The organism is Paraburkholderia sp. RL17-383-BIF-A (genome assembly GCF_046028015.1).
Lineage (GTDB): Bacteria > Pseudomonadota > Gammaproteobacteria > Burkholderiales > Burkholderiaceae > Paraburkholderia.
Window position 1 is genome coordinate 247,204 of sequence record NZ_JARESR010000008.1, and the last position, 9,319, is coordinate 256,522.

A 9,319-nucleotide genomic window follows, 5' to 3' on the forward strand; every position below is an offset into this window, starting at 1 on the left:
GTCAAGCACGCCGCGTTAATGGTGCATTGCAGTACCTTTCGGGCACTTCAGGCGGTGGGCGGCTGGTCACCCCGCGACCAAATTTGGCGCCCTCGGCACGCGATTACACATCTCGGTAGAATGGGTCGGCTCGTTCCATTACTGCATTGCCGCAGCGGACGAGTAGCCGCCGCTCCTATGCTCGTGCCGGCCCCTTCCCGCCTTGATCCTCTCTATGCGCCGCTCATCGTTTCTTGTTCGCATCATTCTGATTGGCATCCTGCTGCACATCTACGTCGGCTTGCGTCTGATTCCGGACATGCCGATCGATACCGCCGGCCGTTGGCTGTGTGCGCTGTGGCTCGTGCTGTCGATCTTTATCATTCCGCTCGGCATGCTGGCGCGCACCATCAAACAACAGCCGCTCAGCGACCGACTCGCGTGGGTCGGTCTGCTGGCAATGGGCTTCTTCTCGTCACTGCTGGTACTGACCTTCGTGCGGGACCTCGCGCTCGCCTCACTGCTGACCGTCGACGCAATCTGGCCGAACACCATCGCGATCGCTCACTGGCGTACCGGTTCAGCAGCGGCTGTGCCGGTGCTCGCGCTGCTCTCCACGCTTGTCGGCCTGTTCAACGCTCGCCGTCGCGCCAAGGTCGTAACGATCGAAGTGCCGATCGACGATTTACCCGCCGCGCTCGACGGCTTCACGATCGTGCAGATCAGCGACATTCACGTTGGCCCGACCATTAAAGGCCGCTATGTGGACGCAATCGTCGACGCGGTGAATCGCCTCAAGCCGGATCTGATCGCAGTCACCGGCGATATCGTGGACGGCAGCGTACCGCAACTGACCCGACACACGCAGCCGTTGTCACGGTTGAGCGCGCGCCACGGCGCTTTTCTCGTGACCGGCAATCACGAGTATTACGCCGGCGCCAACGCCTGGATCGACGAATTCCGGCGCCTCGGACTGAATGTCCTGCTGAACGAGCACGTGATCGTGGACCACGACGGCGCACGCGCCGTGATCGCCGGCGTGACCGATTTTTCAGCGGGCCATCACGACCCGTCGCACCGCAGCGATCCGGTCGCGGCGCTCGCCGGTGCGCCTGGCGACGTGCTGATCAAGGTACTGCTCGCCCACCAGCCGCGCTCTGCCGAGGCCGCAGCAGCAGCCGGTTTCACGTTGCAACTCTCCGGGCACACGCACGGTGGCCAATTCTTCCCGTGGAACTTCTTCGTGCGGTTTCAGCAGCCGTTCACCGCCGGTCTGGCGCGGCTGAACGGACTCTGGGTCTACACGAGCCGGGGCACCGGCTACTGGGGGCCGCCGAAGCGTTTGGGCGCGCCTTCCGAAATCACGCGCCTGCGCCTCGTGCCCGGCGAGCCCGATTGAGGCACCGTTACTGCGTGGGCGCCACAGCCACGCTGACTTGCGGCGCGAACGCCACGACCACTTGCATGCCGGGCGTCAGACCTGCGGTCTTTGCCGGGTCGCGGCCCTGTATATGGAACATCGATCCGTCCGCGCCTTTCAGCGCCATGATGCCGGAAGCATGATCGATGGCCTCGACGCGGGCTGTCACGCTCTGAATCGCGTTCGACTGCCCAAACTGGGCCGCCGTGCTTTGCCCGTCCGCACTGCGCGTGACGCTTATCACCGCACTGCGCATCATGCGGATGTGAACCTTGCCGCCTTGCTTGATCTGCCCAAGACTGCGCGTATCGGTAACGTTGAACGACGCTTCGCCGCCCTGCGCGTCGAGTACCGTGACCGAATGATTTGCCTGATCGACCGCCTTCACGATGCCATCTGCCTGCAGCGTGCTGCTGCCTTCAAACGGCGCCGGTAAAGCCGCGGCGGACGATACGAGCGGAGCAGCTGCGATCAACACGCCGGCAATGACACCAAGAGCTTTAACTTTCATACATTCCTCAATTCGGATGGGCGGCGGAAACGGAAAGAAGCGGTAGGAAGCGGCAAGCAGCGGCAAGAACCCGCCACGTGGTGCGCACCCCGGCGCAACGACATCTGGCCAATGCGTAAGCGGAACCGCCGGAAATAAAAACGCGGATCAAACGCCAAGGCCCGCACGAAGTGCCCGCGTTATGCAGACAGTGTGTTTTCCGGGATGGATACCGTCAACATTCGGAGTCCGTATTTGTGTGGGAATAGGTCTCCGATTTGCACGGAAACTTCCCAAATCACTCAGGGCAACTCATTCGTCGCCTCGCCTCATCATGGCTTGACTTAATTTTGCACAGGCGCCTAAAATCCGCGCAGTTCACTTATCCGGAAATACGATCTTGGACAGTAGCAGTAGTACCCGTCGAGCTTCGATTCGCCCGATCGCCTGATCGGCAAGATTTCCGCGCCAGCCTTTGCCTGTCGCCGTCTTGCCTGCGGGCTGACGGTGCACGTTGTTGATTCCCTTACCCACTTGTTGCCAGTCAAGTTGCAGTGATATCCGCATGGCTGAACGCCGTGCCGGCCATCCTTGCCTTTGAGCGTCGCGACGCTTTGCTCGCGCGCTGCGTCACGACTGCTCGCGCCTGTTCCATCGAGACGGACGCGCCGGTGTCACGCGCAAGGTTCACACTGTGCGAACTCGCGCCTCACCCTTGCAGACCGATGACAATTGAATTCCTCTTGCGGCTTCTCGCCGCCTTCGCCTGTGGCGTGGCGATCGGCCTTGAACGGCAGATGCGTCAGCGCAATGCCGGCTTGCGCACCATCACGCTGGTCGCAAGCGGCGCGTGCCTGTTCGTGACGCTCGGCGTGCTGACCGGCAACGGCACGACCGGCATAACCCAGATCGCCGCATACGTGGTCTCCGGCGTCGGCTTTCTCGGCGGCGGCGTGATCATGCGCGACAAGGGTTCCATTCAGGGAATCAACACCGCGGCGACCTTGTGGTGCTCGGCGGCGGTGGGTGTTTTGTGCGGCGCCGGTCATTACGGGCCGGCGCTGGCCGGTACCGTGGTCGTACTGCTGACCAACACCGTGCTGCGTGAAGTCAGCCGTATGATCAACGCGACGCCGGTATCGAACGCCGACCTCGTGCGCGAATACGTGCTGACGATCGTCTGCCGCGAGGCCGACGAAATTCATATTCGTACCGCCGTCTCCAACTCCATGTATTCGACACCGCTGTCGTTCCAAAGCCTGACTAGCGAAGACGTCGAAATCGACCCTGGACGCATTCGTGTGACGGCAACGCTAAAGATGCATCCCAAAGATCAGTCGAAGCTCGAACAGATGGCCAGCCGCATCAGCATGGAAAAGAGTGTCTCCAGCGTGAGCTGGACGGCCAGAGAAGCGGAGCCGACGCCTGAGTAAGCATAGGGCGTAAGTTCCCCATATTCGCGTGCATCGTCTACACTTAGCTTGCAATAGATTTAGACAATGTTAATTCCGCGTCCTGAATATGGACTGTCCCATAACCTTCGACTAAGCTCTGACACCGTGAATTTTTCACATTCAACCATGGAGTCTCGATTATGGAACACGGCATCATTGCATGGCTCATCATCGGCGCGATCGCCGGCTGGCTGGCAGGTGTGCTCGTCAAGGGCGGCGGCTTCGGCCTGATCGTCGACATCATTGTCGGGATTGTCGGCGCGTTCATCGGCGGCTGGCTCGCCGGCGTGCTGCATATTTCGCTCGGCGGCGGCTGGATCGGCTCGATCATCACCGCGGTCATCGGCGCGGTCATTCTATTGTTTCTTATCCGCCTCATCCGGCGAGGTACCTGAGCGCCGCATGAGAAGTCTCACGGCGTCAGGGGCGAAAGCCACCTGACGCCGGTTTGACGTTAAACCCGTCCGACTTTAAAGCCCCGCTTCCTGCGCCGGCAACATCGAACCGGTATCACGCAGCCGCGTGTGCAAGGCGAAGGCCTGATCCAACTGATGCGGCGTTTGCCCGCCGCCCTTCAATGCTTCCCGATAGTAGTCGCGCAATACATCGCGATACAGCGGATGCACGCAATTTTCGATGATCAACGTGGCGCGTTCCCGCGGGGCGAGTCCGCGCAAATCGGCGAGTCCCTGCTCCGTCACGACCACGTCCACGTCGTGCTCGTTGTGATCGCAATGCGGCACCATCGGCACGATGCTCGAAATACGACCGCCCTTGGCCATCGACTTGGTCGCGAAGATCGCGCACGACGCGTTGCGCGCGAAATCGCCGGACCCGCCGATACCGTTCATCATGTGCGTGCCGCCTACGTGGGTCGAATTCACATTGCCGTAAATGTCGAATTCCAGCGCGGTATTCAACGCAATCAGACCGAGCCGGCGAATCACTTCCGGATGGTTGCTGACCTCTTGCGGACGCAACACCAGACGATCGCGATAGCGTTCGAGTTCGCCGAACACCTGCGCCTGGCGCGTGGCCGACAACGTGATCGACGCGCCGGAGGCGAACGTTACCTTACCCGCGTCCATCAGGTCGAAGGTCGAATCCTGCAGCACTTCTGAGTAAATTTCGAAGGCTTCGAAAGGCGAATCGACAAAGCCGGCCAGCACGGCATTGGCAATCGTGCCGATGCCCGCCTGCAACGGCGGCAACTGCCGGGGCATGCGCCCGTGCGCCACTTCGTGCTGGAAAAACTCGATCAGATGACCGGCGATCAACTGTGTTTCGGCATCCGCCGGCAGCACCGTGGACGAACTGTCCGGCATATCGGTGATGACGATCGCCGCGATCTTCTCAGGCGGGATCTCGATCGCTTTGGTGCCGACACGATCTTGCGGACGGACGATCGGCAGCGGCTCACGGTGCGGCCTGCGGCCCGGAATCCAGATGTCGTGCAGTCCCTCGAGCGCGAGCGACTGAGCCAGATTGATTTCGACGATGACCTTGTCGGCAAGAATCGCAAAGCTGGCCGAATTGCCTACCGACGTGGTCGGCACAATGCCGCCGGTTTCGGTGATCGCGACGGCTTCGATAATGGCGATGTCGAGTTTGCCGAGCTGGTTCGCGCGCAGCATCTCGACGGTTTCAGACAGATGCTGATCGACGAACATGACCTCGCCGCGATTGATGGCGTCACGAAGCGTCTTGTCCACCTGGAACGGCAAGCGCCGAGCCAGCACGTGCGCCTCGGTGAGCATGCGATCCACATCGTGACCGAGCGAGGCACCGGTCATCAACGTAATGCGCAGCGGCTTGCCTTCCTGACGCGCGCGCTCGGCAAGCGCAACAGGAACGGCTTTGGCATCGCCCGCGCGGGTAAAACCGCTCGCGCCGACGCGCATGCCGTCCTGAATCAGGAGCGCCGCTTCGGCGGCTGAAGTGATTTTTCCGCGCAGCGAGGCGCAGCGAATCCGGTCTTGGTACATGAAACTCAGTCTCTCCATAATCACCAGTCCGGCCTACCGATGCGCACGTCTGCGGTGTGCTTCACTCAATAGCCGGATTGTCACCCCCGCCGCGGCGTCACGACAGGACGGCGTCGCGGCCGGGGAGTTCGTCGCGCGTCAGATGTTCGCGACAGGTCTTGCACGTATTTCAAGGGCGATGCGCGACGCTGCCTTAGCTGCCGAAGTAGATGTTGCAGAAGCTCACAGGCCCGACGCACTCTTCAGCTTTGGCTGCCGGCGCAGCGGCACGGCCGCGCGTATCCGCGTTCGCGTCGCGCTGCGCAGTGGCTTGCGCGGTCTGTTGCGGGGCGGCGGGAGCCGTTTGCGCCTGAGCGACGACAGCAGACAAAGAGCAGGCGATCAGGGCGATTTTCAACACTTTCATTTCTCTCTCCAGGACTTACGATTACTGCGAGGCAGTGATGAAACTATATGGTTACCATCCACGCAGATAAACGGGGCCGCCCGGAAGTGATCTTTCCATCCTGAAGAAGGATCGGCGTATAGGGTGGATCGTGGCGTGTGCGAGTGACGGCGGTGAATCGAGGCTTATAAGTTGAGCGACATGATTCGGGCCACAGGATTCAAGCCACTTGATTCGGGCCACCTGGTTCAGGTCACATGCTTCATGTCGACATAACTGAAGCCACATGACTCCGCGCCCATCACTCAACGCACATTGAACGGTGCGTCCTTGTCGAGCAACGCAGTGCGGATAAAGTGCAGGCAACTCAAAATGCGCTGCAGGTCGTGACGCTTGTCGCGCTCGGCATGAACCGTTTGCAGCACATCCTGCGCAATCCGCGCGGCCGAGTTCACGGACGCCAGCGCGCGTTCGAGACTCCGCGCATCGGGCCGCTCGAAGAGCCGCGCGAGGTCGTCGCGCGTATGCTCGACGGCGCTGCCCCAACGCGAATGCAGTGCGTGCGCATACTCCGCGCGGACCGCTTCGTTGCGCAGATCGATCACGGCGTGGCCCACTTCAAGCGTCGCGAGCATCCAGCGCAAAGCATCGCGGCGACGCCGGGAGCGTCGCGCCAATAGCACGCGCAACTGGGAAGTCAGATCGTGTGTGCTCGACTGAAAGCGTTGATTGAGTCCCGGCAGTTCGTCCTTGCATGCGGACACGACTTGCGCGCGCAGGTCGCCCATGATTTTCCCGATGAGCCAAGGCATGTCAGCCGGGAAAACGATCGCGAATACAAGCGCCGCCAGCAACAGCGACGCGGTAAGCGCAATGCCATTGTTGATCAGCAGATCCGGCGCGTAAGCGACGACGTTGTCGGGTCCGGCGAGCAGGCAAAAAAACACCGAGAAACCGATCCCATATCCCGCCGCGAGTTTGCGCGTGGCGACGAATGCACCGAGCGCGAGCACCGGCGCAAGCGTGATGCACAGGAGCGGAAAGCCGTCGATGTTGGGATACACGTAGCAGGTGAACAGATAACCGGTCATGGTCGCCAGCACGGCGCCGACGGCCATCTGTACGGCCATCTTCGAGGGGTTCGGCGCAGTCGATGTCAGCGCGCACGCCAGTGCCGCGCCGATCACGGCCAGGCCTCCGCTCGGCCAGTCTGTCGCGATCCAGAACCAGCTTGCGATCGCTATGACCACGGCCGAGCGGATAAATGTCATCGCGACGACAAAGCTGTTGGTTTTGCTCACATAACGGCTGGTGGCTTGCGGCTGACCTGCCTGCTTACGCAGCGTCAGCGACGCGTAGGTCCCCGAGTAGCGGATCCATTCGTCGACGAACCGGTACAGCAGTTCCGCAGCAGTATCGAAGTCCGCAAGCGATTCAGCAGGCGAAGCTTCCAGCGGCCTTCTCGTTTCGCGCACGCGCCGCGGCAAGCTCGCCTGAAAGTGCTGCAAACGGGCTGCCATGCTCGATGCGTCGACGGCTGCATCGGGCGGCTGCGCCATGAGCGCAGCCAATTCGTGGAGGTACGGCTTGATCGCCGTGGCGATCGCCATCGAACCATTTACACGCAGACGCTTGAGCAGCTGATGCAGCGCATGCAACCGCGCGCAGGCATCCATGAACTCGCTGTTCAGACGGCCGAGATGCTGGCTGCGTGAACGCATGGCCGGTTCTTCGAAGGCGGCAAACGTGCGCGTCGCCTCGAAACCGACGATTTCATCGACGAGATTCGCAAAGCGTCGCTCGAATTGACCACGCTCAAGGCCGCGAACCAGCACGTCGGCGGCGAACGCAGTAAAATTTCTGTATCGAGACTGTAGTGTGTGCCGCAGCGCAAGGCTCGATCGTTGTGGCACGATCAGCGCGCTCACCGCGCTCGAAGACACGATGCCGACCGCCACTTCCGCCGCGCGCGTAAGCGCCGCCAGAAACAGGTCATGAGGCGCCGTGACATTCGGGATGCCGATCAGCGCAGCGGTGTAACCTGCAAGCACAAAGCCGTACCACCTGAAATGCCGAAACCGGACCGCTGCCGCAATGCAGGCGCTGACCCAGCAAATCATGCCGATCATGTACAACTCGGGCTGCTGGACGAACAATGCACCCAGCACGAGCGCGGCGGCTGTGCCCACCGCAGTCCCGAGAATTCGGTAGAAACTCTTGGCGAGCACCATTCCGCTGAACGGCTGCATCAGGACGAACACCGTAGTCATCGCAATGCGCGGTTGCGGCAGATCCAGCAGCATCGCAATGCCCAGCGCCAGCAGACCAGCGGTGACCGTTTTCAGCAGATGCAGCCAGACCAGGCCATCGCTATTAGCCCAATCCAGAACGACCGGACTGAGCGATCGCAACATGACGCTCCACTGCCGGACGGAATCGGCCGTCGGCCTGATCGCATGTTCGCGTTTCATTTGAAAGCAATACACCTCGGTTGGTCGCGGAAAGACGCACCGGAGAAAACTGTTGCTCACTCCGGCACGCAAGGCGCCGATTGTAGGAGCATGCTACGCGCGCATTAAGGGGACCGAGGCGGAACGTTCCTTCCAAAACGAACAACAATGCGCATCCTAGACAGGCGGACAATATGGCCTCTGCCGTGAAATAGAAGGATCGATGGATACGTTACAAAATATGCGAGTGTTCGTGCGCGTGGTCGAAGCCGGTAGTTTCACCGGCGCCGCGCAGTCGCTCAATTCAACGACTGGCGCGATGTCTCGCGCGGTTTCGGAGCTCGAAGCTCATTTGCGGACTCGGTTGCTGAACCGTTCCACGCGACGGCTTGCGCTTACCACCGCAGGCGAACGTTATCTGAAACGATGTCAGCAGATACTTGCAGATGTCGGCACCGCGGAAGAAGAAGCCAGTTGCGCGCACGAGCGCCCCACCGGCGCTTTGCGGATGCATAGCTTTGCCAGCATTGGTCAGCATTATGTGCTGCCGGCTATTTCGCGCTATCGCGCGCTGTATCCCGAGGTGACTGTCGAACTGACGATGTCGCAGCGCATGCCCGATCTTTTCGAAGGCAGTGCCGATGTCGCGGTGATCCTCGCTTCCACGTTGCCTAATTCAGATCTCGTGTCGCTTCCGTTGGGAACGACCTTCAGCATCTTGTGCGCTTCGCCGGCGTACGTGCGCACTCACGGCGCGCCGCAGAAACCAGCCGAGCTGGCGCATCACGAGTGTTTGATTCTGCACACTCCGGCGTTTCCGCCGCACGATTGGGTGCTCGACGGGCCGAATGGCTGCGAAACGATGGAGGTGAATGGGCCGGTGCACGTGAACATCGCCGAGTCGCTGATTGTCGCGATTCGTGAAGGGATGGGCATTGGCATGGTGCCGCTGTACGCTGCGATTTCAGGTTTGCGTGATGGAACGTTGGTGCGCGTTTTGCCGGAATATACAGCGCAGAAGATGAATATTTACGCACTGTACCCGTCGCGTAAGTTCATTGACGCGAAGACACGGACTTGGGTCGAATTCTTGCGTACGCATCTGCCCAAAGTCATTGCACGCGATGAGGCGTTGCTTGCAGAAGTCGACAAAGCA

General features: G+C 60.9%; 9 protein-coding genes. 4 read left to right on the forward strand and 5 right to left on the reverse strand.

The genetic code is table 11. The features are described 5' to 3' along the window. The first annotated feature begins 214 nt into the window (after nt 1-214). A complete protein-coding gene (locus P0D71_RS12680; protein WP_408480284.1) occupies nt 215-1,378 on the forward strand; it encodes a metallophosphoesterase in 1,164 nt (387 codons plus the stop codon). Nucleotides 1,379-1,385: 7 nt separating this feature from the next. Here the strand turns inward: P0D71_RS12680 and P0D71_RS12685 are convergent, their stop codons facing one another. Beyond that, entirely contained in the window at nt 1,386-1,910 is a 525-nt protein-coding gene (locus tag P0D71_RS12685) for a hypothetical protein (protein ID WP_408480286.1), read from the reverse strand. A 357-nt stretch (nt 1,911-2,267) separates the two neighbouring features. Beyond that, a complete protein-coding gene (locus P0D71_RS12690) occupies nt 2,268-2,456 on the reverse strand; it encodes a hypothetical protein (RefSeq protein WP_408480288.1) in 189 nt (62 codons plus the stop codon). Between the two features lie 158 nt (nt 2,457-2,614). Between P0D71_RS12690 and P0D71_RS12695 the strand changes: the two genes are divergently transcribed. Further along, entirely contained in the window at nt 2,615-3,322 is a 708-nt protein-coding gene (locus P0D71_RS12695) for an MgtC/SapB family protein (protein WP_408480290.1), read from the forward strand. Between the two features lie 161 nt (nt 3,323-3,483). Further along, the gene (locus P0D71_RS12700) at nt 3,484-3,738 is read left to right on the forward strand and encodes a GlsB/YeaQ/YmgE family stress response membrane protein (protein ID WP_007176844.1); all 255 of its coding nucleotides are present in this window, start codon (nt 3,484-3,486) and stop codon (nt 3,736-3,738) included. A gap of 75 nt (nt 3,739-3,813) precedes the next feature. On the opposite strand, the gene scpC is transcribed toward P0D71_RS12700, so the two are convergent. The 3 genes from scpC to P0D71_RS12715 all read right to left on the reverse strand — a co-directional run bounded on the left by scpC (nt 3,814) and on the right by P0D71_RS12715 (nt 8,184). Beyond that, a complete protein-coding gene (gene scpC, locus P0D71_RS12705; RefSeq protein ID WP_091802249.1) occupies nt 3,814-5,328 on the reverse strand; it encodes a succinyl-CoA:acetate CoA-transferase ScpC in 1,515 nt (504 codons plus the stop codon). Between the two features lie 193 nt (nt 5,329-5,521). Then, nucleotides 5,522-5,734, reverse strand: coding sequence for a hypothetical protein (locus tag P0D71_RS12710; protein WP_091802252.1), 213 nt, complete (start codon nt 5,732-5,734; stop codon nt 5,522-5,524). Nucleotides 5,735-6,018: 284 nt separating this feature from the next. Further along, on the reverse strand, nt 6,019-8,184 hold the full coding sequence (locus P0D71_RS12715) for an FUSC family protein (RefSeq protein WP_408480292.1): 2,166 nt from the start codon (nt 8,182-8,184) through the stop codon (nt 6,019-6,021). Between the two features lie 202 nt (nt 8,185-8,386). Here P0D71_RS12715 and P0D71_RS12720 point away from each other — a divergent pair. Next, the coding region (locus tag P0D71_RS12720) for a LysR family transcriptional regulator (RefSeq protein ID WP_408480294.1) at nt 8,387-9,319 on the forward strand (933 nt) is incomplete at its 3' end.